The following is a 25,216-nucleotide window of genomic DNA, read 5'->3' as shown; positions in this document are numbered from 1 at the left end:
AGTTGGGAATGATGCGCCTGCGGGCGGCGAAGGCAAGAGGGCGAGGATGGCGCAGGCAGTGGTGATCGGGGCAGGACCGGCCGGGTTGATGGCGGCCGAGCAGCTTGCCCTTGTCGGTCACTCGGTTCTTGTGGCCGAGGCCAAACCCTCGGTTGCGCGCAAGTTCCTGATGGCCGGAAAGTCGGGTCTGAACCTGACCAAGGAAGAACCCCTTGAGACCCTGATCCAATCGTATGATGAAGCCGCAGACTGGCTGCGCCCGATGCTGGCCGAGTTTGATGCGCAGGCCGTGCAGAACTGGGCGCGCAAATTGGGGCAAGAGCTTTTCACTGGCTCCACAGGCCGTGTTTTTCCGACCGTTATGAAGGCCTCACCCTTGCTGCGTGCATGGCTCGCGCGTCTGGCTGATCGCGGTGTCGAGATCCGAACCCGCTGGCGATGGACCGGGTGGGAGGGGGAAGCGCTGGTTTTTGATACCCCGGATGGTCCGCAACGGCTGCAGCCCGACGCAACCGTGCTTGCCATGGGCGGGGCCAGCTGGGCGCGGTTGGGCTCGGATGGAGCCTGGGTGCCATGGCTGGCAGATAAAGGTGTGCAGCTTGCGTCATTTGCACCCGCAAATGCTGGGCTTTTAGTCGACTGGTCGGATCACATTACCGCGCATTTCGGCGCGCCGATCAAAGGGGTCGCGCTGCAAGCCGGAACCCAGCGCACACGGGGCGAGGCGGTGATTTCGGCCCGCGGGTTGGAAGGCGGGGGTATCTACTCTATCTGCAAGCCCGTGCGAGAGGGCGCGCCCCTGACGATCGACCTGATGCCTGACCTGCCTGTCTCAGAAGTGGCCGCACGCCTGGCAAAACCGCGCGGCAAGATGAGCCTGTCCAATCACCTGCGCAAAGCTCTGAAACTCGGGCCGGTGCGAACCGCGTTGTTGATGGAATTTGCCCGGCCCCTTCCAGACGCACCCAACGATGTGGCCGCATTGATCAAAGGCCTGCCGGTACGCCACGCAGGATTGCGCCCGATGGATGAGGCGATCTCAACCGCCGGAGGCCTCACGCGCGCTTCTGTGACCGACGAATTGATGCTAACCGCGATGCCCGGAGTGTTCTGTGCCGGTGAGATGTTGGATTGGGAGGCGCCTACTGGCGGCTACCTTCTCACGGCCTGCCTGGCGACGGGGCGATGGGCAGGAAGGTCGGCGGGCGACTGGCTGAGTCGCTAACGCGACCGGGCCAGCATCGCCAGCCGGATCATCGCGCGTTCGACCAAGGCCATCGCAGGGGCCGTTTGTCCGGCCGAGCGCAGCGACAGGTCGGTATCTGTCAGTACTGTCAGCGCCGTCTGTAGCTTTGGCGCACCCCATCCTTGAGCCTGCCGCAAAATACGGTCGCGTCGTTTGCCATAGACGGGCGGGCGCAGTTTGCCGATGCCTTGTGCCGCCCCACCGGGGTCTGAGGCACAGGCGTAAAGCGTGCGGAAATGCCGGGTCGCGCCGATGCACAGCGTCACCCCATTGGTGCCCTGCGCCTGCAGGCGACGGATCAGCGGCCCGATCTCTCCGGCGCGACCTTCGGCGACCACGTTCAATACATCATCCAGCGCCGCTTCGGTCGAGCGGGGCGCGCAGGCTTCGATGTCTTCAAGGCTGAGTTCGCTCTCGTCGCCGCGTTTATACAGCGACAGCTTCTCGACCGTTTGGGTGAAATCTCCGGGGCTGAGGCTGACCGCCAACTCTCCCAGCGCCGACATCGCGTCGTGCGGGATGTTCTGCAATCCGGCTTGGGTCAGAATCCGTTCGACCTCGGCCCGAGAGGGCGGATCGTCATAGATGCCCACCGCATAAGCTGCCGGATGCGATTCGAAGGCCTTGCGGATTTTCGAGCTGGCTTTCAGCTGGCCCGCTGTCACAATGATCTGAGCATCTCCGGGGGTCCAATCCTCAAGCGCGGCAAGGATCGAGGGGGCGGCGGTATCGGTTGCCTCTTCCACGAACACTGCGCGGGGACCGGGGAAAAATCCAACCGCCTTGACCGCATCCAGCAAGAGCGCCGGGTCGCCGCGCAGATCGCTGCCGGGCATCCGGGTCAGACGCATCTCTTCTTCGGCATTTGCCCCAAGCAAGGCGATCAGCACCTGTTGGCGCTTCAAAGCCACGCGCATGGTGTCGGCGCCGTAGATCAGAAGCCCGGTTTTGTCCGCGTCCGGTCTGGCAAAATACCCGTCAGCCTCGCGCGGGCTCAACTTCATGAGGTCAGGCCCGGCGTCGCATAGAGGCGATTGACGATCTGGTCGGACAGAATCACCATCAGGCGCTCTCGGGCGTCGCGCTCATCCGCCAGGGTCGAAACGGTGGACCCTGCCGCCGAATAGCCCACGAAATCCGTAGCTTCGCCCGAGGCCAAAATCTGACCCGTTTCATTCGATTTCAGCGTGTATTCGGCGCGCCCGTCGATGGACAAACGGTTGATTTCGTTGGTGGACGTGATTGCAGCAGCCTGGACGGCGGTCTCAACACGGACATCCAGACGGTAGGCATTGCCTGAGGTCGCGCTGCGCCCCAGCTTTTGTTCGAGGTTTTGAACCAGCAGGTAACTCTCGACCGTGTTCGGGGCCGATACCTCAACCTTGCCAAAGAGTTCTGAGCCCGCCCCACCGGGCGCATAGATCGGTTCAAACCCGCAGGCGGCCCCAAGAAAACAGGCAGCCAGCGGGGCAAACAAGAAACTTCTGCGGTTACACGACGACATTCACGATCCGGCCCGGGACAACAATCACCTTCTTCGGCGCGGCTCCCTCCAACGCCTTTTGCACAGCTTCGGTGCTGAGCGCGATTTTTTCAACCTCATCCTTGGGCATATCCTTGGGAACGCTGATTTCCGCGCGGCGTTTGCCGTTGATTTGGATCGGCAGAGTGATGGTGTCATCGACCAGCATCGCCTCATCCGCGACCGGCCAAGCAGCTGTTGCCACTAGACCCTCACCACCCAGTAGCTGCCAGAGTTCCTCGGACAGGTGCGGCGTCATCGGCGACATCAACTGTGCCAAAGTCTTAGCGGCTTCGCGCTTGGCCTCGGTCCCTGCTTTCGACTTCGCCAGCGTGTTGGTGAAGGCATAAAGCTTGGCGATGGAGGCGTTGAAGCCGAAGGATTCGACACCACCCGACACATCATGGATCGCTTTGTGCATCTCGCGCAGCAGGGTTTCGTCTTCTCCTTTGGCCGGAACGTTCGATTCGGCGATCTCGGAGGCGATGCGATGCACACGGCTCAGGTGCTTGAACGCGGCCTCGGCGCCGGAAGCTGTCCATTCCACGTCCCGCTCGGGCGGCGAATCGGACAGGACGAACCAACGGGCAGTATCTGCGCCGAAGGCCGAGATGATGCTGACTGGGTCCACGACGTTTTTCTTGGATTTCGACATCTTGGCCGAAGGGATGATCTCGACCTCGGTGCCATCGGCCAATTTACCGTCGGTCACGTCCTCGGGCAGGTGATAGACCGGGCGGCCGTTAGCGTCGCGGGTCTGGTAGATCTCATGCGTGACCATGCCTTGGGTGAAGAGAGCGTTGAACGGCTCAATGGCCTTTTTTGGCAGGTGGCCGGTGATTTGCATCGCCCGGGCGAAGAACCGGGAATAGAGCAGGTGCAGAATGGCATGCTCAATGCCGCCAATATACTGGTCGACATTCATCCAGTACTCGGCTTCTGCCAGATCGGTCGGGGTTTCCGCGCGCGGAGCGGTGAAACGGGCGTAGTACCAGGACGAATCGACGAACGTGTCCATCGTATCAGTTTCACGCTTGGCCGGAGCGCCACAGGACGGGCAGGGCGTATCCCGCCAGCTAGGGTGACGGTCGAGCGGATTGCCCGGGATCGAGAAGTCGATGGCTTTGCCGTTGCCGTCATCATAGGGCAGCTCAATCGGCAGGTTCTCTTTCTTCTCGGGGACCGTGCCGCATTTTTCGCAGTGAACCACGGGAATCGGGCAGCCCCAGTAGCGCTGGCGGCTAAGACCCCAGTCGCGCAGGCGGAATTTGGTGACACCTTCGCCCCAACCGGCCTTTTCGGCAAAATCGACGGTGGCGTTGATGGCCTCTTCGCCGGTTGCCTCGGTCAGACCCGCAAAATGGTTGACCCAGCGGACTTTCTCGGTTTTTGGCGGAACGAATGCGAGCTTGTCGACCGGAGACTCATCGTCCAGCGCAAAGAACGTATCGACCACGGGCAGGCCGTATTTGCGACAGAAATCCAGATCGCGCTGGTCGTGGGCCGGGCAGGCGAAGATCGCGCCGGTGCCGTAGTCCATCAGGATGAAGTTTGCGATCCAGACCGGCAGTTCCCAATTCGGATCGAGCGGGTGCTTAACCTTGATGCCAGTATCATAGCCCAACTTCTCGGCGGTCTCGATCGCTTCTTCGGTGGTGCCACCTTTGCGGCATTCAGCAACGAATTCAGCGACTTCTGGGTTTTCAGCCTCAAGCTGTTTGGCAATCGGGTGATCTGGCGAGATGCCGACAAATGACGCGCCCAGCAGGGTGTCGGGGCGAGTCGTGTATACGGTGATCGGCTCACCACCGTCGGTGCGTTCAAAGCCAAATTGCAGGCCACGCGACTTGCCGATCCAGTTCTCTTGCATCAGGCGGACTTTAGCGGGCCAGTTTTCAAGCGTGTCCAGGGCGTCCAGTAGCTCCTCAGAATAGTCCGATATCTTGAAGAACCATTGAGTCAGCTCGCGGCGTTCGACCAAAGCGCCCGAACGCCAGCCGCGCCCGTTTTCGACCTGCTCGTTGGCCAGAACGGTCATATCGACCGGGTCCCAGTTCACGACGGCGTTCTTGCGATAAACCAGACCGGCCTCGAGCATATCGAGGAACAGCGCCTGCTGCTGGCCATAATATTCGGGGTCACAGGTGGCGAATTCGCGCGACCAGTCGATCGACAGGCCCAGAGGCTTCATCTGACCGCGCATGTCGGCGATGTTGTCATAGGTCCAGTCTTTGGGGTGGCCGCCAATTGCCATCGCGGCGTTTTCTGCCGGCATCCCGAACGCGTCCCACCCCATTGGGTGTAAGACGTTGTGGCCGGTCGCCAGCTTGTGCCGCGCGATCACGTCGCCCATCGTGTAGTTGCGCACGTGACCCATATGGATTCGGCCGGACGGGTAGGGGAACATCTCAAGCACGTAGTATTTCGGCTTGTCCGCCGTGTGGTCGGCGGTGAAGATTCCGGCCTTGTCCCAGGCCTCTTGCCATTTTGCTTCGATTTCACTGGCCGAGTAGCGCGACATCATGCGGTCCTTCGTAACTGAAAACGCCGGGTAGGAACCCGGCGTGGTCTTTAGAGCGATTTTGATCGGGTTGCTAGAACTTGTTGTCTGCAATCCGTAGCTGTCTTGCGCGCGAGAGGATCGCATCCTCAACCGCGCGGGTGGTTGCGGCGCTGACCGGAGAGCCCCCGCTGGACTGCAGCGCAACCGAAAGGGACCGCGCGGCAAGCGCCGGGTCACTTATATGCACGGTGGCGCGATACTGCCGCCCACCGCCCGGAGGGGTGCCGTAACCTGTTACGATTACTCCGGTAAAGGGATCAACCTCTTGCACGGGCAGGAAATTCAGAACATCTAGCGACGCCGCCCATAGGTAGCGGTTTACGTTGGTGGTCTGTTCGGCATTGTTGGCACTGAAAAGATCCCAAAGGGAGGTGCGTTCGGGATCGGACAGTTCGCGCTCGTCCGAGCGCGTGCCTGTAGATAGAATATCCGGATTGTTGACGACGCTCCGATTCTGCCCACATGCCGCCAGTGTCGCAGTCAGAATGATTAAACCCAAAGTCGTCGGCAAACGCATCGTCTATTGGTCCTATTTCACTAGTATTGCGGTCTTTGGGAGCTACTCCTAGCCAAGCAAACCGCGCGCAACAAGCCTATTCTTCTCGATTACCAGTGTATACATCCAATCCGCGTTGAGCAGACTGTGGCATCCTTGCACCAATCCAACCTCAATGCGGTCAGCTTCTTTAGGCTGAGCTTGCGCAAAGGGGGGTAAACAAGCGAAACGATGTCCGTGCTGAGACGCATGCCTAGGTATGTGTCGAGTAGAAAACTCTTAAATGAAACCGAGGGTAACAAGATGAAAAAAGTTCTTCTCGCAACGACAGCGCTGGTAGCGACCGCAGGCGTTGCAGCAGCTGAAGTCAGCTTCAGCGGTTTTGGCCGCTTTGGTCTTCAGTACATTGAAGACAACGCGTCCACTGAAATCGTTTCGGACACCAACACCACAAGTGGTGACACCGAGCGTACAGTCGTGACGACTGAAAACGATGATGCGTTCCTGGATTCGCGCTTCCGCCTGAACATCGACGCGAACGCAGAAACCGACGGCGGCGTAGGCTTCTCGGGTCGTGTACGTCTGCAGGCTGACGACAATGCTGACGGTTCTGCCGGTACCGCAGGCCTGAACGGCGCAGTCTTCACCACCACATACGGCGGTCTGCGTGTTGACGTTGGCAACATTGCCGGCGTTATCGACAACCTTCAAGACTACTACGGTTTTGAACCTGGCCTGACACTGTTCACTGGTCAGTACGTTGGTGCCAACTTCGCGTTTGACGCTTACACCTCGACTGGTGCTGGCGAAAACGGCGTGTACGCTGGTTACACCTTTGGCGACTTCAACGTCGCTGTTTCGTACTCGGGTGACGACGCTGGCGACGATTATGAAATCATTGCGGACGATTTTGTCTGGGAAACAGGCGATTCCGAACAGTGGGGCATCAGCGCAGCTTACGCAGGCAGCAACTGGGGTGTGGCAATCGGCTACGCACAATCTGACGACCTGAATGCAACAATCGCTGACTACGATCCCGCGACCGGTGTCATCGATGACGCAAACGCGACAACCGTAGAAGCTGACGCAGACATGGTCGTTCTGACCGGTCACGTCACGTTTGGCGATCTGACCATCACTGGTCTGGTCGGTGACGAAAGCTCGGACGGTGACCCGGACAATCTGGTATTCGACACCTTCTGGGGTCTGTCGGCTGGCTACAACCTGGGCGCAGCGACTCAGATCCTGTTCTCGTATGGTGACGGTAGCGCCGAGTTTGACACTCAGGCCTTCGGCCTTGGTGCAATCTACGACCTGGGCGGCGGTGTATCGCTGCGCGGCGGCATCGGCAGCAACAAAGTTGGTGATGGCGACACCACCACGGTTGCTGACCTGGGCGTCCAGTTCAACTTCTAAGTTGATCTGAACCACACGGTTCTAGGGCGGGTCTTCGGACCCGCCCTTTTCTTTTGCGCCGACTTGGTGTTTGTCTCGCTGCAAACCAGATTTGAGGATCATCATGTCGCTGTCAGAGATTTCCGCCCGTATCGCAAAAGCCGAAGCCAAAGCAGGGCGGGCTGCCGGGTCGGTGAAGCTGATCGCCGTATCCAAGGTACAGCCAAATGAGCGTGTGCAGGATGTGCTAGAGCAAGGCCACCGGTGCTTTGGAGAGAACCGCGTGCAGGAAGCGGCCGGTAAATGGCCCGCGTTCAAGGAGCAATTCGAAGGCGTTGATCTTCACCTCATCGGCCCGCTGCAAACCAACAAAGCCCGTCAGGCGATGGAGCTTTGCGACGCTATCCACTCGGTCGATCGCCCGAAACTGGCCAAAACTCTGGCGCGCTTGGCGCAGGAGCTGGGGTCCTGCCCAGACCTCTTCATCCAGGTCAATACGGGGGAAGAGGAACAGAAGGCCGGTATCCTCCCCGCAGATGCGGATGGGTTCATTGCAGAATGCCGGGCGCTGGACCTGCCCATACGCGGTCTGATGTGCATCCCGCCGGTCGAGGAAGAACCCGCGCTGCATTTTGCCTTGCTGGCGAAGATTGCCTCCCGAAACGGCCTCAAGGGTCTTTCAATGGGTATGAGCGGCGATTTCGAACAGGCGATTGCGCTGGGGGCCACCCATGTGCGCGTCGGCTCGGCCATCTTTGGCGAACGGGTCAGACCTCAGGAATGATCAGGCGGGTGCCGGGTGTGATCCGCTCGGCGATCCAGCGCAGATGATCGCGGCGGAAGGCGACGCAGCCTTCGGTCGGGTAACCCGGTCTCCGCCATTGGTGCAGGAAGATTGCCGAGCCCTTGTTCGGCACCGCATTCGGCCAGTTCCAATCGGTCAGCAGCACCAAGTCATAGAGAGGGTCCGCGCGACGCAACCGTTCATGACTGAACGGATAGGGGGCAGTGACCAGTTGGTTGTAACGACTGTCTTTCGAATCGTCCGACCACAGGTCTTGCGGGCCGATTGGAATGGCCCATGACGCAGGCGCCGATATCCGATCCGCGCGGTAGAGCATTCCAACCATGCGATGAACACCGACTGGCGTGGCGCCATCGCCTTCGCGTTTCGCGGTGCTCCGCCCGCCTTTTCCGATTGAGCAGGGAAAGGACCGTCCCCGGAACCGAATACCCCGGGGGGTCAGCACCAAGTCTGCGGGTGTCACAGCAAATGCCCGGATTTCGCGGCCTTGGTCTCAAGATATCCGCGGTTATGCGCGGTTTCCCCGACCTTCAGCGGAACCCGCTCTGCGACGGCGATTCCAGTGCGCTCCATCATGGCGATCTTCGCAGGATTGTTGGTCAGCAACCGGACAGAGCTGAAGCCCAGCGATTTCAGAATATCCGACCCGAGGCGGAAATCGCGCTCATCATCTTCAAACCCAAGGCGGTGGTTGGCTTCGACCGTGTCAAAGCCCTGATCCTGCAAGAAATAAGCGCGCATCTTGTTGGCCAGCCCGATTCCGCGCCCTTCCTGATTCAGGTAGAGCAAAACTCCGGCGCCCTCGGCACCCATCTGGGCTAGAGCGCCGCGCAGCTGAGGGCCGCAGTCGCATTTCAGACTGCCCATGATGTCGCCGGTAAAACAGGCCGAATGAAGCCGAGCCAAGACGGGCTTGCTGCGATCCGGTCGCCCGACCTCGACCGCATAGTGCTCTTCCCCGCCGTCTTCGGGGCGGAAAACGTGCAACCGACCGGCCTCGGACACTTCCATCGGCAAGCGCGCGGCGACAACCGGGTGTAGGGCGCTGCGATCTGCCAGATGCGGCGCGGCGCGTGTGTGATCGATGCAGGTCAATCCGTGGGTTGCCACAAAATTGCGGCCGTCTTCGACTGGAAGCACCACGGCAGCAGGCAGCAATCGGGCGGATTTGGCCAGAGCGATGGCAATGCGATGCAGATTGGCATTGCCCTGCCTTTCGGTCATCAGCGGGCCTTTCATCGGCGCATTCAGATCGTCCGATGGGTCCGCTACGGCTTGTACCCATGCCATGTCAGCATCTGCTGGGATCAACACCCGTGCCAAATCACCATCGTAAGCGCGTGCTTTTAGCGTTTCCGCCCGTCGCCCAGTGATGGCCACCACAGGTGTCCCACCCAAACTGCGCAGATCGGCCAGTCGCTGGGGCGTGATCGTCTCGGCCGAGATGGCCAGAACGCTGCCGCCATTGTCATCCAGCAGCACGATTGGCACGCCCATCCGCAGGTCAGCCCGCGCGCGCGCCAGCAATTCGGTGATATCGGGGATGAGACTCATCTATGTTACCCTATAACGTTCGACCCTTTTCCTAGCGCTTTCGGCTGGAATTGTGAAACATTTCCGCTGCGTCTGACACGAAGGCGTGAGACGGTTGCAGTAAATCTTGTTGATTGCATATTCCACACGCAAGTGATGGGAAAGGCTTTGGAGGACCCAAGAATGGCTCAGCTCAAGAAAATCCTATTGGTGGATGATGACGAGGACCTGCGCGAGGCGCTCAGCGAGCAACTTGTGATGACTGAGGATTTCGACGTGTTCGAAGCCTCTGATGGAGCGTCCGCGATGGAGCGCGCGCGCGAAGCGATCTATGACCTCGTGATTCTGGATGTGGGTCTTCCCGACACTGACGGTCGAGAACTGTGCCGCCTGATGCGCAAACAGGGTGTCAAAAGCCCGATCCTGATGCTGACGGGCCATGATAGCGATGCCGACACGATCCTGGGTCTTGATGCCGGTGCCAATGATTATGTTCCCAAGCCGTTCAAATTCCCGGTTCTGCTGGCCCGCATTCGCGCCCAGTTGCGCCAGCATGAACAGTCGGAAGACGCCGTATTTGTGCTTGGCCCCTATACGTTCAAGCCTGCCATGAAGATGTTGATCACCGAGGAAGACCGGAAAATCCGTCTGACCGAGAAGGAAACCAACATCCTCAAGTTCCTCTACCGCTCGACCGATGGCGTGGTGGCGCGCGATGTCCTGCTGCATGAGGTCTGGGGCTACAACGCGGGTGTTACGACCCACACGCTTGAGACGCACATCTACCGTCTGCGCCAGAAAATCGAGCCTGACCCGTCAAATGCGCGCCTTTTGGTCACAGAGTCAGGTGGATATCGACTGGTATCCTGATCGCCTATGGATTGATTTGGATCAAAGTGATACCCTGAAGTCATAATTAGGTTACTCCCAACCCGTGCATGTCCGGGTAATGACATGTACCTCCCTGTTGGACTGCCGGGCCAGATGGCCCGGCTTTTTTTCGTTGAGCGCGTTCGCGATCGCTCATGCCTAGGTTGCGGGCTGCCTATCACTACACGCTCAATAAATGCTTGTTTCACTCGGCAAGATGCGTCTCTTGAACCAGCGCCTGAGTTATAGGTCATTTCGTGGCCTACGCATTTCGGGGTTGCGCCAAGGTCGATGGGATGTCATTTGTTCCCGATATGTTCCATTTATTTCGTGAGGTATACTATGTCTCTTAATTACGTGATGATCGGTTCAAACGATGTGGCAAAGGCGAGGGAATACTTTGATGCCGTCCTGCCCCTGATTGGTGGAACGGTGGTCATGGAATTCATGCCCCATGGATTTTGCTATGGTCTGCGCGGTGGTGGGCGGATTTGGGTCACGCCGCCGTACAACAAGGAAGCAGCAACGCCTGGCAATGGAAATATGGTCGGTTTGCTGTGCGATAGTGAGGCTGAAGTACAGGCAGCCCATGCGGCGGCACTCTCTGCTGGCGGAACCAGTGAAGGGGAGCCGGGCCCACGCCCGCAATATGGCCCTGACTTCTACGGAGCTTATGTCCGGGATCTTGATGGCAACAAAATGAGTTTCGTCTATTTCGGCGACGTGGATTGATCGCAGCAAAAGCACGTATCACCCGCATATCGGTCATTGACGAACCCTAACCGTATGTGTCCTGTTCCCGTGGCGCCCAACGCCGTGCTACGCCAAGCCCAATCGCGACAGAGGATTCCCCAATCATGCCCTTCACACTTGCCACCTGGAACATTAACTCGGTCCGCCTGCGCGAGCCTATTGTGCTGAAATTGCTGCAGGAAGAGGCACCGGATGTGCTGTGTTTGCAGGAATGCAAATCTCCGGTCGAAAAAATTCCGACCGAAGGGTTTGCGGAACTGGGCTACACCCACATCGTGGCCCGTGGGCAGAAGGGGTACAACGGTGTCGCCATCCTGTCGCGCATCCCGATGGAGGAAGTGGGCGACAAGGATTTCGCCGGTCTCGGCCATGCTCGTCACATCGCAGCGCGGTTGGAAAATGGCGTCACTATCCAGAACTTCTACGTCCCTGCAGGCGGAGATGTGCCGGATCGTGAGGTAAACGAGAAGTTCGGGCAAAAGCTCGACTACCTCACCGACATGCGCGACTGGTTCCATGCGGAAAAGCCTGAGAAGTCCATTCTGGTGGGTGATCTGAACATCGCCCCGCGCGAGGATGATGTGTGGTCACACAAGCAACTGCTCAAGGTCGTCTCGCACACGCCGATCGAGGTTGAGGCGCTGGCCGAAACGCAAGATGCGGGCGGTTGGGTCGATATCACGCGGCAGGACATCCCTGAAGGGCAGCTTTATAGTTGGTGGTCCTACCGGGCGCGCGATTGGGACGCCGCTGACAAGGGCCGGCGACTGGATCACGTTTGGGCCACGCCGGATATCTCGAACGCGGGGCATTCCAGCCGTGTCCTGCGCGATGCGCGCGGATGGGAAAAACCAAGCGATCACGCCCCCGTTTTCGCCAGTTTCGACCTTTAGACCTGCAACTCGGCTCTTGGTTTCTGCAGCAAGGGACTGCATATAGGGCGCACGTTTGAACCGGAGAGTGAATGCCATGGACCTTCTGAGCGGCGCGGAAAGCACCTCAGCCACCGATCTGATCAAGGACAGCAGCGAAGCCACCTTCATGGAAGATGTGGTCGAGGCGTCTCAGGATGTTCCGGTGATCGTGGATTTCTGGGCACCTTGGTGTGGGCCTTGCAAGACGCTTGGGCCCGCGCTTGAAGAGGCGGTGACCGCGGCAAAAGGCGCGGTCAAAATGGTCAAAATTAACGTAGATGAGGCGCAAATGATCGCGTCTCAGATGCGCATTCAGTCGATTCCGACCGTCTATGCATTCTTCAAGGGTCAGCCGGTGGACGGCTTTCAAGGCGCGTTGCCGGGGTCCGAGATCAAGGCCTTTATTGACCGCGTGATCGAGGCGGCCGGTGGCGAAAGCCCCGGTGGTCAACTGGAGGACGCCGTGCAGGCGGCCGAGGAAATGCTGGCTGAAGGTGCAGCCGTAGATGCAGCGCAAACCTTTGCCGCGATTCTGGGCGAAGACCCCAACCATGCCGCTGCCTATGGTGGGCTGGTGCGTGCGCATATAGCCTCGGGCGATCTGGAACAGGCCGAGGCGATCCTGAACGGTGCGCCTGCCGAGATATCCAACGCTCCGGAACTCGAAGCCGCTCATGCCCAGTTGGAGCTGGCCAAGCAGGCGGCGGATGCGGGCCCGGTAGCCGAGTTGACGGCAGCGGTTGAAGCCGAGCCGGACAATCATCAGGCTCGTTTCGATCTGGCGCAGGCCTTGCACGCCAATGGCGATGTAGAAGATGCTGTGACACAGCTGTTGGAGCTGTTCCGCCGCGATCGTGAGTGGAACGAGGGTGCTGCCAAAACACAGTTGTTTACGATCTTCGATGCGCTCAAGCCCAACGATCCGATTGTTCTGAACGGGCGGCGCAAACTCAGCTCGATGATATTTGCCTAATTTCGGATCAGAGCTAGACTCGGGTCTATGATTCATCCCGCCGACTTGCCGGATACGATATCCGTGTTTCCACTGCCCGGGGCGCTGCTGCTGCCCCGCTCGCGACTGCCGTTGCACATCTTCGAGCCGCGCTACCTGCAGATGCTTGACGATGCCTTAAAAACAAAGGAACGGCTGATCGGAATGGTTCAGCCGAACCCCTCGCTGAGCGATGACACAAAGCTGCATCGGATCGGTTGCGCCGGTCGCGTCACGCAATTCTCCGAGACTGAGGATGGCCGCTATCTGATCACCCTGACCGGTGTGTCCCGGTTCCGTATCAAATCCGAACTGGACGCTTTTACGCCGTATCGCAGGTGCGAAGTGTCCTGGGAAGGGTTTGACCGCGATCTGGGCAAGGCCGAGAAGGACGACGTGTTCGACCGCAGCCGCTTTCTGAACCTGCTGGAACGCTTCTTCGACTCGCGTGATCTGTCGACCGATTGGGATTCGCTGAAAGAAGCTGATAATGAGCTCTTGGTGAATTCGCTGTCGATGCTGATGGATTTCGATCCCGAAGACAAACAGGCCTTACTAGAAGCCCCCTGTCTGCGCACAAGGCGTGAGACACTGGTGACATTGATCGAATTCGCGCTGCGGGGCGGATCAAACGAGGAAAAATTGCAATGAGCGAGCCTGAACACGCTTTTGACCGCCACATGCTTGAGGCGCTGATTTGCCCTCAGACGCATACGACGCTGCACTATGATGCGGACAAGCAGGAGTTGGTGTCGAAGGCTGCCGGTCTGGCCTTTCCGATCCGCAACGGCATCCCGGTGATGCTGGTCGATGAAGCCCGCGCGTTGGACTGAGCGTTTTTGAACGCTAAAGAACGCTCTAGATCGGCCGTCCTTGCAACAGCTTCGGCAGGTCGCCGGTCAACCCGGCGGCTTCGCGAACAAAGCCCCGGCGCAGGCCGGGCAGGGATCCGACAATGCCCATCCCGATGTCCCGCCCAAGGCGCAGCAGCGGGTTGTCGTTCGAAAACAGCTTGTTGAACATATCGGTCGCCATCGCCAGCGAGGCCGTGTCGAACCGCCGCCATTCCTGATAGCGCTCCAGCACCAGAACCGAGCCGATATCCTCGCCGCGTCGTCCGGCCAAGGTCAGCACTTCGGCCAAGGCGCCCACGTCCCGCAGCCCGGCATTCAGGCCCTGGCCTGCAATAGGGTGCATCCCGTGTGCGGCGTCGCCAACAAGGGCCAGTCGATCCGAGATGAAGGAATTGGCGATGGTCAGGTTCAACGGATAGGTGAAGCGGTCGCCCTGCAGACGAATGTCGCCCAGAAAATCTCCAAACCGGGGGCGCAAGACCTGCAGATACTCGGCCTCGGGCAGGGTGTTGATACGCTGTGCGACTTCGGTGCGTTCGCTCCAGACGATCGAGCTGCGATTGCCGGTCAGTGGCAGGATCGCAAGTGGGCCGGGAGGCATGAAGAACTGATGGGCAATGCCGTGATGCGGCAGTTCGTGTTCAATCGCGCAGACAAGGGCAGTCTGGCCGTAATCCCAACCGGTACGCTTGATCCCGGCGCGGGACGCGGTTCCGCTGCTGCGCCCGTCGCAGCCTACGATTAGATGACCCACAACACTCGCACCATCATCCAGCTTCAACGTCACGCCGGTTGCATCGACCTGTTGCGAAACGACCGTTCTGCCGTTGATCTGGGTGATCGCTTTGTCTTGCGCCATCGCCTCAAGAAACGCGCGGCGCAGGTGGCGATCTTCGACCATGTAGCCCATCGGGCCTTCCTCGATCTCGGTATGGTCGAAATGCATGAAAAAGGGCGACGGCCCGATACCCGCATGGCCGTCGGTTACCTTGATCTCAAGCATGGGCTGGGCATGGTCCTCGACCCGCTCCCACACGCCGATTGCATCGAGCAACCGCTTTGACGCCAGCGCCAGCGCATAAGACCGCCCGTCGAATGCCGCGTTTTTGCGGACCTTTTCGCCCAACGTGTCTATCACGCAAACAGAATGCCCGGTTTGCGCCAGTGCCAATGCCAGGGCCGCGCCGTTCAGGCCTCCGCCCACGATCAGGATTTTCGATGCCTGTGTCATGCCCTGCAATATGCGCGCCCTTTCGGGATTGTCCATGTGCGGTCCTGTCGCTACCGTCCCAGAAAGTCAGACGCAAGGAGGGGTGTGATGCAGGAATGGCTAACCATGACGGCCTGTGATTTGGGCCGTGGTATCGGTATGGGGCAAATCGACCCCGTTGAATTGACCGAGACCTATCTGGCCGCCATTGACGCCCATCCCCATCGCGACCGTATCTATGCGCGCGTCACCCATGACCGCGCCCGGTCTGAGGCGAAAGCCGCGAAAGAGCGCGCCGCCTTAGGCTTGCGTCGATCCTTGCTGGATGGCGTGCCGATCAGCTGGAAGGATCTGTTCGACACGGCTGGTATTGGAACCGAGGCGGGCTCGGCCCTGTTGAAAGGGCGCGTGCCGGACGCGGATGCGGTGGTTTTGCGCAACGCAACGGCCATGGGCACCGTTTGCCTTGGTAAAACCCATATGAGCGAGCTGGCGTTTTCAGGGCTTGGCCTGAACCCGATCACGGACACCCCGCCTTGTGTGGATGATGAGGACGCCGTGCCGGGCGGCTCATCCTCGGGGGCCGGGGCCTCGGTGGCCTGGGGGCTGGCGGCCTGCGGGATTGGCTCGGACACGGGTGGGTCGGTGCGCATACCGGCGGCTTGGAACAATCTGGTGGGGCTGAAAACCACGGCCGGTCGGCTCAGCCTCGAAGGGGTCGTGCCGCTCTGTCTGCGGTTCGACACGGTTGGCCCTCTGGCGCGTTCCGTCGAAGACGCCGCGCATATGCTGGCCTTGCTGGAAGGCAGCACACCTGCGGATCTGCGTGGTGCCAGCCTGAAAGGCCGCCGCTTTGCCGAGTTGCAAAACGTCGCCAAGGACGACCTGCGCGATGCGCCGCGACAGGCCTTCGACGATGCGCTGGACCGTTTGCGCGATGCCGGGGCCGAGATCGTGCCGCTGGAGGTGCCTGAACTGCACGATGCAATGGCGCTTTCGGGTGTGCTCTACACGACTGAGGCCTACGGGCTGTGGAAAGACGTCATCGAAGCCAACCCCGAGGCGATGTATCCCGAGATTCTTGAGCGGTTCCGCACCGGCAAAGATGTTTCAGGCCCCGACTATGTGGCCGCGTGGTCCAAGCTCAAGGCCTGCCGCGCGGCATGGGATGCGGCGACCGCTGAGTTTGATGCGGTTCTGGCGCCAACCGCTCCCATCCTACCGCCCAACCTAGAGCGGCTCCTCAGCGATCACGACTACTACGTAACCGAGAATCTGTTGGCCCTGCGTAATACGCGTATCGGCAATCTGATGGGGCTTGCGGCGCTGACGCTACCAACAAGAACTGCGGGTTGTGGATTGATGATGCTGGGTTATCCCGGCTCGGAAGAAGCACTGCTGCGGTTGGGTTCGGCGGCGGAAACCGCATTGGCGTGAATGCCACAATCCCCTGATTCGGAACCTCTTTGTCTGGACGGGGCGGGGTCTGATCTGTAATCTGCCATTCAAACGGGGCGAAAACGATCCCGATATTGAGGCAGTAGATATGAATTTCCCCGAGCGGTTTTCGAACCTACCGGAATACGCATTCCCGCGTCTGCGCACCCTGTTGGACCACCATCAACCGGGCGGAGACGTGATTCACATGACCATCGGCGCGCCGATGCATGACTTTCCCGCTTGGGTCACTGACGTCATCACGGAAAATGCCGCCGGGTTTCAGGGCTATCCCCCGAATGAAGGCTCGCCCGAGCTGCGCGGTTCGATCACCGACTGGATCAAGCGCCGCTATGGCGTGACGATGGACCCCGATATCAACGTGATGGCCCTGAACGGCACGCGTGAGGGGCTGTACAATGCTGCCATGGCGTTGTGCCCCGAACAGAAGAACGGGCAAGATCCCATCATTCTGTGTCCGAACCCGTTTTATCAGGTCTATATGGTCGCCTCGATCTCGGTCAGGGCGCAGCCTTATTTTGTGTCCGCCACCGCCGCGACCGGCCATTTGCCGGACTATGCCAGCTTGCCTGACGATGTGCTGAACCGAACGGTTGCCGCCTATATCTGCTCGCCTGCGAACCCGCAGGGGGCCGTCGCCTCGCGCGACTACTGGGCCGAGTTGATCGGGTTGGCCGAGAAATACGATTTCCGCATTTTCGCTGATGAATGCTATTCCGAGATCTACCGCGATGAGGCTCCGACAGGTGCTTTGACCGTCGCACAAGAGCTGGGCGCTGATCCTGAGCGGGTCTTGCTGTTCAACTCTCTGTCCAAGCGTTCGAATTTGGCCGGGCTGCGCTCGGGCCTGATTGCGGGCGGGCCGGACAGTATCAAACGGGTCAAACAGCTGCGAAATTACGCGGGTGCGCCATTGCCGCTGCCGCTGCAAGCTGCTGCCGCGCGCGTCTGGGCCGATGAGACGCATGTGATCGAGAACCGCGCGCTCTATCAGGACAAATACGCCATCGCGGATGAGGTATTCTCGGGCCTGCAGGGCTACATGCCGCCCGAGGCCGGGTTTTTCCTGTGGCTGCCAGTCGAGAACGGCGAAGAAACCGCATTGAAGCTGTGGAAGGAGACCGGCGTTCGGGTTCTGCCGGGCGCATATCTTTCTCAAGGTGATCCGGGGCAAAACCCGGGCGAGCAATTTATCCGGGCCGCTTTGGTGGCTCCAAAAAAAGAGTTGCAGCAGGGGCTGATCAAGCTTCGTGACTGCATCTATTCGTGAGGTACGAGGGCAAAATGGCATCATTGAACGCGCGCAACCGCGATCCATTACTGGACAGCACGACTCAGGCCGCGATTGAGCGGCGCACCAAGGAACTGATCGGAATCGCTCTGATCCTGTTGGGGCTGGCCGCTGCGGCAATGATCTGGTCCTACACGCCGGAAGATCCGAACTGGATGGTCTCGACCGACGCGCCGGTGCAGAACTGGATGGGGCGGATCGGTGCCTCGATCGCTGCGCCGTTGTTCATGATCGTTGGCTGGGGCAGCTGGGGGATCGCGCTGGTTCTGATCGGCTGGGGTGTGCGTTTTGCCGGTCATTTCGGCGAAGATCGCGCCGTGGCACGGCTGATCTTTGCGCCGATCTGGATTGCCATTGTCTCGGTCTACGCCGCCACTCTGGTTCCAGGCGAGGTTTGGCGCGCGACCCATAGCTATGGGTTGGGTGGCCTGTTTGGCGACACCGTCATGGGGGCTTTGCTGACGCTTCTGCCGATCTCCTCGCATTTCCTGGTTAAGCTGATGTCGCTGGCCATGGCAGTCGGAATGCTGGCGCTGGGTATTTTTGTTCTTGGCTTCACCAAAGTTGATGTAACGCGTGGAACGCGTGCTTTCCTACTGGGGCTGGTGATGTCCTACGACATGCTGATGAACCTGCTGGGTCGGGGTGCCTCGGCCACGGTACAGTCCGCGCGAGAGCGTCGTGAACAATGGAAAGAGCACCGCGCCGCGCGGGTTGAACCCGTTTTCGACGATGAGATCGCGTTTGACGACCCAATCTTCGAAGAGACCGAGGAAGAGCCCGAACCCGCCCCCAAAACCGGCCTGCTGGCCCGGATGCCAGCCCTGATCCGTCGCCCCGAGCCGCTGCCAGAACCTGAACTGGTCGAAGCTATGCCTGTTCAGGGTTTTGATGAAATGCCGGGCGAATATCGTATCCGCTCGAAGATTTCGGCCGCTGTGCGCAATCGCAAGGTGGCCACGGGTGAGATGGCCCCGGAACATGACCCCAACCTGCCCCTGACTAAGGGCCGGGGTCGTGGACCGGACCCGCTGATCTTCCATCCCAGAGGGGCGGATGAATTGCCACCCGAGCCGCCCATGACCGCTGCTGGCCTGCCACCCGAGCCTGTTTTGTCGGCTGAACCGACGTGGCAAGACACGACGCATGATTATCAGCCCGAGCCCGACTATGTGCCCGAGGCGAACTACATGCCTGAAGATGACTACGCCGCGCATGATTTCGACGATGACGCGGTGTTCGAAGACACGGCGACACCGGAACCCGTTGTGCCACAGCGCCCAGCCGTGAAGATCCCAGTGGCCGAGCCGCGCAAGCCAGTTGTTGCCCAACCTGTCCGTCGCACGCCGCCGCCGTCCCGTCGTGCACAGGCCGAGGCGCAGCCGACCCTGTCTTTCGAAGAACGGCATTCCGATTTCGAGCTGCCCCCCTTGGGCCTGTTGTCCAACCCGGCCAGCATTCAGCGTCACCACCTGAGTGACGAGGCGCTGGAAGAAAACGCGCGGATGCTTGAGAACGTGTTGGACGACTACGGCGTGAAGGGTGAGATCGTCAGCGTTCGCCCCGGTCCGGTTGTCACCATGTACGAGCTGGAGCCTGCTCCGGGCCTCAAAGCCAGCCGCGTGATTGGTTTGGCCGATGACATCGCGCGGTCTATGTCGGCGCTTTCGGCTCGTGTTTCGACCCTGCCCGGACGCTCGGTGATCGGGATCGAACTGCCCAATGAAAACCGCGAGATGGTGGTGCTGCGCGAAATACTCGCCAGCCGTGATTTCGGCGATGGCAACCATGCTCTGCCTCTGGCGCTGGGCAAGGATATCGGGGGCGAGTCCGTTGTGGCCAACCTGGCCAAGATGCCTCACCTGCTGATCGCGGGGACGACCGGCTCGGGTAAGTCGGTGGCGATCAACACCATGATCCTGTCGTTGCTTTACAAACTGAGCCCTGATGAATGCCGCCTGATCATGATCGACCCCAAGATGCTGGAATTGTCGGTCTATGACGGCATCCCTCATCTGCTCTCGCCCGTTGTGACCGACCCGAAAAAGGCGGTAGTCGCGCTGAAATGGGTCGTGGGCGAGATGGAGGATCGCTATCGCAAGATGTCCAAAATGGGTGTCCGCAACATCGCAGGCTACAACGGCCGGGTGAAGGACGCGCTGGCGAAGGGCGAGATGTTCAGCCGCACGGTCCAGACGGGCTTTGACGATGAGACCGGCGAACCCACCTTCGAGACCGAAGAGTTCGCGCCTGAAGCGATGCCCTATATCGTCGTCATCGTCGACGAGATGGCCGACCTGATGATGGTCGCAGGCAAGGAGATCGAAGCCTGCATTCAGCGTCTAGCGCAAATGGCGCGGGCTTCGGGTATCCACCTGATCATGGCCACGCAGCGCCCCTCGGTCGACGTGATTACCGGTACGATCAAGGCGAACTTCCCGACCCGGATTTCGTTCCAGGTGACATCGAAGGTCGACAGCCGCACCATCCTGGGTGAGATGGGCGCTGAACAGCTGCTGGGGCAGGGTGACATGCTGTATATGGCGGGCGGTGCCAAGATCACCCGCTGCCACGGCCCGTTTGTCTCGGACGAAGAGGTCGAAGAAATCGTCAACCACTTGAAGCAATTCGGTCCGCCCGATTACATGAGCGGTGTGGTCGATGGCCCGGCTGAGGAAAAAGCCGACAACATCGACGCCGTATTAGGCCTGAGCACCGGTGGCAACACGAACGGCGAGGATGCACTGTACGACCAAGCGGTAGCGATTGTTATCAAGGATCGCAAATGCTCCACCTCTTACATCCAGCGGAAACTTGCCATCGGCTATAACAAAGCCGCCCGGTTGGTCGAACAGATGGAGGACGAAGGCGTTGTTTCGGCGGCAAATCACGTGGGTAAGCGGGAAATCCTCGTCCCCGAGCAGTAGGATATTTAATAACAAGGGCAGAAGCCTTATCTGAGTCGTATGAAACAGATTGCTTTTGCCCTTGCTTTGACACTGGCCGCGCCTGCCGCATGGGCGGCGGACAAGCTGCCGCTGTCGGAGATCTCCAATTATCTGAACAAGATGAAAACGGTTCAGACCAGCTTTACCCAAGTGAATGATGATGGCTCGCTCAGTACCGGCAAGCTATGGATTCAACGGCCCGGTAAGATGCGGTTCGAATATGATCCGCCCGACAGTGCTGTTGTTCTTGCGCGAACTGGCAGTGTTCTGATCTTTGACCCGAAATCCAACCAGCCACCCGAACAATACCCGCTGAAACGGACGCCTCTGTCACTTGTGCTGGCTCGGAACGTGAATCTGGGGCAGGCCAATATGGTCGTCGGACACGACTTTGACGGGACCGCAACCGTTGTGACGGCACAGGATCCTAAAAACCCCGAGTCCGGGCGGATTGAGCTGATGTTTACGGACAACCCCGTCGAGCTGCGGAAATGGGTGATTCACGATAATGCAGGCACTCAAACCACGGTTCTTCTGGGGGAACTGACCGAGGGCGGACGCCTCGATCAGAGCTTGTTCTCGAACAGCAAACGGTTCGGGTCTAGCGACCGCTGACCCGCCCAAGTCAGTAGCGGCAGCTGGCCAGCTGAGCTTGATACAGGTTGGCCCGTGCATCGACATCGCTGGCCACATTCAATAGCCAGGATTTCTGGTTGTAGCTGCCGCGCGCATAGCCTGTATGACCTTCGTGATAGGCCAGATACTGGTTGCGCGTGTCGCCCAGGTTGATGCCGTTTCGCTCGTAGGTTTTGTTCATGTACCAGCCGATGAAATCGGACGCGTCGCGAATTCGGTCCCGCTTGGCGCGGCGTTTTCCGGTTTCACGCTGGTATTCTTCCCACGTGCCGTCCAGAGCCTGGCTGTAGCCAAAGGCGCTGCTCTGCCGACCCATCGGGATCACGCCCAGCACATAGCGGTGCGGGGTGCGCGCATCATGACGATAGCGGCTTTCCTGATAGATCGTCGCCATCTGAACGTGAACGGGGACACCCCATTTCCGCTCGGTTTTTTTGAAGGCTTTGATGTAGTCAGGTTTCTCGCGCGCAATGCTGCACGCGTCATTTAGTCTGCTGGGTGGCTGTTTAGACCCGCCACCACAGGATGCCAAAAGCAGCACCCCTAGGAGTACGAATAGAATTCTGCTCATGTGCCTCGTGCCTTTTTTCTGGCATTCTAGCGCAGATTGAGCGCTGAGGAAATCACAATCGTTACAGAACGATAGCCAAAACACCCGGTAACGCGGCGACAGACAGCACCGTTGAGACCATAACCATGCCTGCTACGGCGTCTGCGTCGGCCTCAAACCGCTCGGCTAGCAGGTATGAAGTGACAGCGACCGGGGTACACATTTGCAAGACCAGAACACCGAATGCGATGGTTTCAAGCCCGAAGAGGATGGCAACGCCCCATCCGAGGGTAAAGCAGACCGCCAGCTTGAGAAGTGACAGCCAAATGGCCTGGCGAAGACTGCGAGAGGTTAGGCGCGCAATCGCAACTCCAACGGTCACAAGCATCATCGGAACAGCCATTTGCCCCAGCAAATCCAAGGTGTTGGTCAGGAACAGAGGTGTTTCCCAATCCTGCCACAGGAAAAGCGCCCCCAGCAGCGTGGCCCAGACCATGGGTTGGCGGATGACCTGTCCGAACGCGCCTTTGCCCGCGACCAGATAGATCCCGTAGGTAAAGGAAAACAGCGCGGTCACGGCCAGAAAGATAACCGCATATCCCAAACCGGCCTGACCAAACGCAAAGATGCATAGGGGAAGGCCCAAATTGCCGGTGTTTCCGAAGATCAGCGGCGAAAGGTAGGTGCGTTGCTCAAGCTTTAGCACCTTTACAATGACCCAGAAAACGACCGCGAGAACCAGATTGGCCGCAATGGTGGCCAGCGTGAACCGTGACAGGTCACCCCCCGGAATTTCGGTCTGCATCAAGGCCACGAAAATCAGGCTGGGGACTGCCAGCGTCATCGCAAAACGCGTCACAAATTGTAGGCGGTATTCAAAGCCAAGCTTGACCCAGACAAAGCCGATTGCTGACAAAAGGAACACCGGTGCTGCAATTTCGAACACTGTCAGTAAGAGGTTCACAGACTGTTTCCCTTAATTTCACATCAATGATTGGCTTTTCTGCCCGGAAAGAGGTAGTAACCTCTTTGGGGGCTGAAACAATGCTAAAGACACATGCCAAGTACGGCCTGGGACAAGTTGTGCGACATAAGAAACATCCCTTCCGAGGGGTGATTTTTGACGTGGATCCAGAGTTCTCGAATACCGAGGAATGGTACGAAGCCATCCCCGAAGACAGTCGGCCGATCAAGGACCAGCCGTTCTATCACCTGTTGGCTGAGAACGATCAATCCTTCTATGTAGCTTATGTTTCTGAACAAAATCTGATCGAGGACCGTTCGGGTGAGCCGGTTGAGCATCCCGACATCCCCAACATGTTCGGCCCATTTGAAGATGGATCATACCCGCTGCACTTCCATCTGAACTGAGCGGGGCGTTGCATCTGCGCGTTGATCAATATCCCAACGCGCAACCGTCTTTTCTAGGGTCACTGGCCCCCTCCAAAACACCGTCTTCACGGATTCGTATGGCCTGTGCGCCACCCAGTGGAGTTTCTGGGACCTCCACAGTGTGACCCATTTCGCTTAATTGTTGAGCAACCGCTTCGGGGAACCCGCGCTCGAGCTTCAGGATGCCTCCGTCGGCGAAGGCACGGGGGGCGTTGATGGCCTCTTGCAGGTCAAAACCGAAATCCATCAGGTTTGACACGAACCGCGCATGTCCTGTGGGTTGATACGCCCCACCCATGACGCCGAAGGGCATCGTAACGCGGTTGTTCTCGGCCTGCATGCCGGGAATGATCGTGTGCATCGGGCGTTTGCCGCCACCCAGCTCATTTGGGTGCCCGGCTTGCAGGGTGAAGCCTGCGCCTCGGTTTTGCAGCAAGATGCCATATTTCTCGGACGCGATCCCCGAGCCGAAGCTGTGGAAGATCGAATAGATCAACGACACGGCCATCTGATCGCGGTCGACGACGGTAATGTAGACGGTGTCCTTGTGAATCGCTTCGGTCAGCGGGGCGGCGGCGGGCATGGCCCGTTTGGGGTCGATCAAAGCCGCGAGGGATGCGGCGATGTCTTTGTCCAAAAACCGTTCGGCCCGCGCCATATGGTCGGGATCTGCGATGAAACGGTTGCGTGCGTCATAGGCCAGTTTTGTCGCTTCGGCCTCGATATGCACTCGTTCCGCGCCCAATGGGTCCATGCTGGCAAGGTCAAAATGCTTGAGGATATTCAGTAGCAAAATCGCCGTTGCGCCTTGGCCGTTGGGGGGGTGCTCGACCAGATCAACGCCGTGATAAGTGCCGCGGATCGGTTCGGAGGGGGTGCATTGGGTCGATTGGAAATCCTCGGCGGTGTGGAGGCCCCCCAAGGCGGAAAGGGCGGCGATCATATCCTCCGCGATTTCACCTGAATAGAAGGCAGCCCGGCCATCCTTTGCGATCCGTCGTAGAACCTCGGCCTGTTTTGGCGCGCGGAAGACCTGACCTGTCTTGGGGACTTGCCCGTGGATCAGAAAGTGATCCCGCGCGGCCCCTTGGAGGGTCGGTTCGCCGTTGTGCCAGTCGAAAGAAACGCGTGGAGCAACCGGCACACCCTGTTCTGCATAGTGAATGGCCGGTTGCAGAATTGTATCAAGTCCCAGTCGGCCTTCGGTTTGGCTGAGATGACAGAACGCGTCGACCGCGCCCGGGATCGTAACCGCGTCTGGGCTGGTCAGAGGCACCGAGGTCAAGCCCCGATCCCGCAGCGTGCTGGCCTGCGCAGCAGCAGGTGCGCGGCCCGAGCCATTTACTGCGCGGATCCGGTTTTCCCCCGCGCGATTGTAGAGGACAAAGCAATCGCCGCCCAAACCGGTCATCTGCGGCTCGCAAATTCCCAGCAAGACCGCCCCGGCAATGGCTGCATCCATGGCATTGCCGCCGCGTTCCAGAATGTCGACGGCGGTTTTCGCGGCAAGGGGGTGCGAGGTCGCACACATCCCGTTTGTGGCCAGAACTTCGGACCGGCCCGGCTTGTGTAAATCCCGCATCATCATCCCCTTGCCTTGAACACAGCGAACCTATCGCGCAGGGAATGATTGTCCAGTTCTTCAATGAGGGGAGGGAGGTTCCTCGGCGCCGTTCACTGGGTGGGGGCTGTGACACTTGGCGCCGAGGGAAGCTATCTGAGCTACGGTGATATGTTTGACAGTCGTTTAGGGCGGCGCAATGGTTCGAAAAAGGCCTTATTGTGGCCA

Annotated in this window: 24 protein-coding genes; 14 read left to right on the top strand and 10 right to left on the bottom strand. The window is 59.4% G+C overall.

Annotated elements, in window-relative coordinates; genetic code table 11:
* Positions 1-46: 46 nt before the first annotated feature.
* A complete protein-coding gene (locus ACP15L_RS06730) occupies positions 47-1,225 on the top strand; it encodes a TIGR03862 family flavoprotein (RefSeq protein WP_425083586.1) in 1,179 nt (392 codons plus the stop codon).
* Here the strand turns inward: ACP15L_RS06730 and holA are convergent.
* The 4 genes from holA to ACP15L_RS06710 all read right to left on the bottom strand — a co-directional run bounded on the left by holA (position 1,222) and on the right by ACP15L_RS06710 (position 5,848).
* Entirely contained in the window at positions 1,222-2,250 is a 1,029-nt protein-coding gene (holA, locus tag ACP15L_RS06725; RefSeq protein WP_425083585.1) for a DNA polymerase III subunit delta, read from the bottom strand. The two genes, ACP15L_RS06730 and holA, sit on opposite strands and share 4 nt — an antisense overlap.
* Entirely contained in the window at positions 2,247-2,750 is a 504-nt protein-coding gene (gene lptE, locus ACP15L_RS06720) for an LPS assembly lipoprotein LptE (protein ID WP_425083584.1), read from the bottom strand. The genes holA and lptE overlap by 4 nt, the downstream gene beginning before the upstream one ends.
* On the bottom strand, positions 2,737-5,289 hold the full coding sequence (gene leuS / locus ACP15L_RS06715) for a leucine--tRNA ligase (RefSeq protein ID WP_425083583.1): 2,553 nt from the start codon (positions 5,287-5,289) through the stop codon (positions 2,737-2,739). The genes lptE and leuS overlap by 14 nt, the downstream gene beginning before the upstream one ends.
* 73 nt (positions 5,290-5,362) lie before the next feature.
* Positions 5,363-5,848, bottom strand: a complete 486-nt coding sequence (locus ACP15L_RS06710) for a DUF3576 domain-containing protein (RefSeq protein WP_170493328.1) — start codon at positions 5,846-5,848, stop codon at positions 5,363-5,365.
* Between the two features lie 282 nt (positions 5,849-6,130).
* On the opposite strand from ACP15L_RS06710, the gene ACP15L_RS06705 reads away from it, so the two are divergent.
* Positions 6,131-7,243, top strand: a complete 1,113-nt coding sequence (locus ACP15L_RS06705) for a porin (protein WP_425083582.1) — start codon at positions 6,131-6,133, stop codon at positions 7,241-7,243.
* Positions 7,244-7,346: 103 nt separating this feature from the next.
* Positions 7,347-8,006 (top strand): YggS family pyridoxal phosphate-dependent enzyme, encoded by a 660-nt coding sequence (locus tag ACP15L_RS06700; protein WP_425083581.1) that lies wholly within the window; start codon positions 7,347-7,349, stop codon positions 8,004-8,006.
* On the opposite strand, the gene ACP15L_RS06695 is transcribed toward ACP15L_RS06700, so the two are convergent.
* Together ACP15L_RS06695 and ribA are read right to left on the bottom strand one after the other, a co-directional pair.
* Positions 7,990-8,490 (bottom strand): L,D-transpeptidase family protein, encoded by a 501-nt coding sequence (locus ACP15L_RS06695; protein WP_425083580.1) that lies wholly within the window; start codon positions 8,488-8,490, stop codon positions 7,990-7,992. The genes ACP15L_RS06700 and ACP15L_RS06695 overlap by 17 nt on opposite strands.
* A complete protein-coding gene (gene ribA / locus ACP15L_RS06690; protein ID WP_425083579.1) occupies positions 8,487-9,581 on the bottom strand; it encodes a GTP cyclohydrolase II in 1,095 nt (364 codons plus the stop codon). Before ribA ends, ACP15L_RS06695 begins: the two co-directional genes overlap by 4 nt.
* 162 nt (positions 9,582-9,743) lie before the next feature.
* Here ribA and ACP15L_RS06685 point away from each other — a divergent pair, with 162 nt between their 5' ends.
* The 6 genes from ACP15L_RS06685 to ACP15L_RS06660 all read left to right on the top strand — a co-directional run bounded on the left by ACP15L_RS06685 (position 9,744) and on the right by ACP15L_RS06660 (position 13,921).
* Entirely contained in the window at positions 9,744-10,430 is a 687-nt protein-coding gene (locus ACP15L_RS06685; protein ID WP_170375588.1) for a response regulator transcription factor, read from the top strand.
* Between the two features lie 342 nt (positions 10,431-10,772).
* Positions 10,773-11,162 carry a VOC family protein gene (locus ACP15L_RS06680; RefSeq protein ID WP_425083578.1) on the top strand — a complete coding sequence of 130 codons (390 nt, stop codon included), beginning with the start codon at positions 10,773-10,775 and terminating at the stop codon, positions 11,160-11,162.
* Positions 11,163-11,287: 125 nt separating this feature from the next.
* Entirely contained in the window at positions 11,288-12,076 is a 789-nt protein-coding gene (locus ACP15L_RS06675) for an exodeoxyribonuclease III (protein ID WP_209252986.1), read from the top strand.
* A gap of 76 nt (positions 12,077-12,152) precedes the next feature.
* On the top strand, positions 12,153-13,070 hold the full coding sequence (gene trxA / locus ACP15L_RS06670) for a thioredoxin (RefSeq protein ID WP_425083577.1): 918 nt from the start codon (positions 12,153-12,155) through the stop codon (positions 13,068-13,070).
* Between the two features lie 27 nt (positions 13,071-13,097).
* Positions 13,098-13,739 carry an LON peptidase substrate-binding domain-containing protein gene (locus ACP15L_RS06665; protein ID WP_425083576.1) on the top strand — a complete coding sequence of 214 codons (642 nt, stop codon included), beginning with the start codon at positions 13,098-13,100 and terminating at the stop codon, positions 13,737-13,739.
* Entirely contained in the window at positions 13,736-13,921 is a 186-nt protein-coding gene (locus tag ACP15L_RS06660; RefSeq protein ID WP_170460087.1) for a Trm112 family protein, read from the top strand. Before ACP15L_RS06665 ends, ACP15L_RS06660 begins: the two co-directional genes overlap by 4 nt.
* 25 nt (positions 13,922-13,946) lie before the next feature.
* On the opposite strand, the gene ACP15L_RS06655 is transcribed toward ACP15L_RS06660, so the two are convergent.
* Positions 13,947-15,209, bottom strand: coding sequence for an FAD-dependent monooxygenase (locus ACP15L_RS06655; RefSeq protein ID WP_425083575.1), 1,263 nt, complete (start codon positions 15,207-15,209; stop codon positions 13,947-13,949).
* A 51-nt stretch (positions 15,210-15,260) separates the two neighbouring features.
* Between ACP15L_RS06655 and ACP15L_RS06650 the strand changes: the two genes are divergently transcribed.
* The 4 genes from ACP15L_RS06650 to ACP15L_RS06635 all read left to right on the top strand — a co-directional run bounded on the left by ACP15L_RS06650 (position 15,261) and on the right by ACP15L_RS06635 (position 21,464).
* Complete coding sequence (locus ACP15L_RS06650; RefSeq protein ID WP_170375574.1) at positions 15,261-16,589, top strand: amidase family protein; 1,329 nt, start codon at positions 15,261-15,263, stop codon at positions 16,587-16,589.
* A 109-nt stretch (positions 16,590-16,698) separates the two neighbouring features.
* Entirely contained in the window at positions 16,699-17,880 is a 1,182-nt protein-coding gene (locus tag ACP15L_RS06645) for an aminotransferase class I/II-fold pyridoxal phosphate-dependent enzyme (RefSeq protein WP_425083574.1), read from the top strand.
* 14 nt (positions 17,881-17,894) lie between these two features.
* The gene (locus ACP15L_RS06640) at positions 17,895-20,828 is read left to right on the top strand and encodes a DNA translocase FtsK 4TM domain-containing protein (RefSeq protein ID WP_425083573.1); all 2,934 of its coding nucleotides are present in this window, start codon (positions 17,895-17,897) and stop codon (positions 20,826-20,828) included.
* 39 nt (positions 20,829-20,867) lie between these two features.
* On the top strand, positions 20,868-21,464 hold the full coding sequence (locus tag ACP15L_RS06635; RefSeq protein ID WP_425083572.1) for a LolA family protein: 597 nt from the start codon (positions 20,868-20,870) through the stop codon (positions 21,462-21,464).
* A 10-nt stretch (positions 21,465-21,474) separates the two neighbouring features.
* On the opposite strand, the gene ACP15L_RS06630 is transcribed toward ACP15L_RS06635, so the two are convergent.
* Both ACP15L_RS06630 and ACP15L_RS06625 read right to left on the bottom strand, forming a co-directional pair.
* Positions 21,475-22,056 (bottom strand): lytic transglycosylase, encoded by a 582-nt coding sequence (locus ACP15L_RS06630; protein ID WP_170375559.1) that lies wholly within the window; start codon positions 22,054-22,056, stop codon positions 21,475-21,477.
* A gap of 61 nt (positions 22,057-22,117) precedes the next feature.
* On the bottom strand, positions 22,118-22,999 hold the full coding sequence (locus ACP15L_RS06625; protein WP_170471381.1) for an AEC family transporter: 882 nt from the start codon (positions 22,997-22,999) through the stop codon (positions 22,118-22,120).
* A gap of 80 nt (positions 23,000-23,079) precedes the next feature.
* On the opposite strand from ACP15L_RS06625, the gene hspQ reads away from it, so the two are divergent.
* Positions 23,080-23,406 carry a heat shock protein HspQ gene (gene hspQ, locus ACP15L_RS06620; protein ID WP_170375556.1) on the top strand — a complete coding sequence of 109 codons (327 nt, stop codon included), beginning with the start codon at positions 23,080-23,082 and terminating at the stop codon, positions 23,404-23,406.
* Between the two features lie 25 nt (positions 23,407-23,431).
* Here the strand turns inward: hspQ and ggt are convergent, their stop codons facing one another.
* On the bottom strand, positions 23,432-25,009 hold the full coding sequence (gene ggt, locus ACP15L_RS06615) for a gamma-glutamyltransferase (RefSeq protein WP_425083571.1): 1,578 nt from the start codon (positions 25,007-25,009) through the stop codon (positions 23,432-23,434).
* Between the last annotated feature and the right edge of the window lie 207 nt (positions 25,010-25,216).

The organism is Ruegeria profundi, from assembly GCF_049800715.1.
Taxonomy (GTDB): domain Bacteria; phylum Pseudomonadota; class Alphaproteobacteria; order Rhodobacterales; family Rhodobacteraceae; genus Ruegeria; species Ruegeria profundi_A.
This window is presented reverse-complemented; position numbering and strand designations above follow the sequence as displayed.